The following is an 828-nucleotide window of genomic DNA, read 5'->3' on the forward strand; positions in this document are numbered from 1 at the left end:
GGTCTTTTGTTGTATGGCGCAAAATGGCCTACTTCGGTGACACTCTTGCCCATGCATCGTTAATGGGGCTCGCTCTCGGGTTCTTACTGAACGTTAACCTCTATCTTGCGCTGCTAGTCTGCTGTTTGGCATTAGCGGTACTCCTTGTAACACTGCAAAGGCAGCAACTGGTGGCCACAGATACCCTACTCGGAATTCTGGCTCACAGCTCTTTGTCTATCGGTTTGGTGTCAGTAAGCTTTTTGGACAATGTTCGTGTCGATCTAATGAGTTACCTATTTGGTGATTTATTAGCTGTATCACCAGAAGATTTGATGTTTATTTATGCCGGCGTAATTGTCGTTAGTGCATGTTTGTACATATTCTGGCGACCGTTATTATCAAGTACCGTCAGCGAAGAGCTAGCCGCTGTAGAAGGTGTGAACACAGATTTAATTCGTCTGGTCTTGATGCTGATGGTGGGCGTAGTGATTGCGGTAGGTATGAAGTTTGTCGGTGCCCTTATCATGACTTCACTACTGATCATCCCAGCAGCAACAGCGCGTAAGTTGTCTTCTACACCAGAACAAATGGCATTCTTCGCATCCATCATAGGTGCGATTTCAGTTCTGATGGGACTGAGTCTGTCTTGGCACTTCGACACACCAGCAGGCCCGTCAGTGGTGATCAGTGCGACTTCTTTGTTTATGCTGAGCCAACTGATTCAGCGGAAAGCTTAGTTATAAGCACAGGTTAAGCAAACGGAGCTGGTGATTAAGAATTCTCAGTGCTATTGCTGGCTTACATACAAAATCAATACAAGATCAGATACAAAAAAGCCTGGCAATG

General features: G+C 45.7%; 1 protein-coding gene. It reads left to right on the forward strand.

What is annotated here, in order from left to right; all coding sequences use genetic code 11:
• The coding region (znuB, locus tag R7Q48_RS26170; RefSeq protein ID WP_318133102.1) for a zinc ABC transporter permease subunit ZnuB at positions 1-719 on the forward strand (719 nt) is incomplete at its 5' end.
• Positions 720-828: the final 109 nt, after the last annotated feature.

The organism is Vibrio sp. 378 (assembly GCF_033339435.1).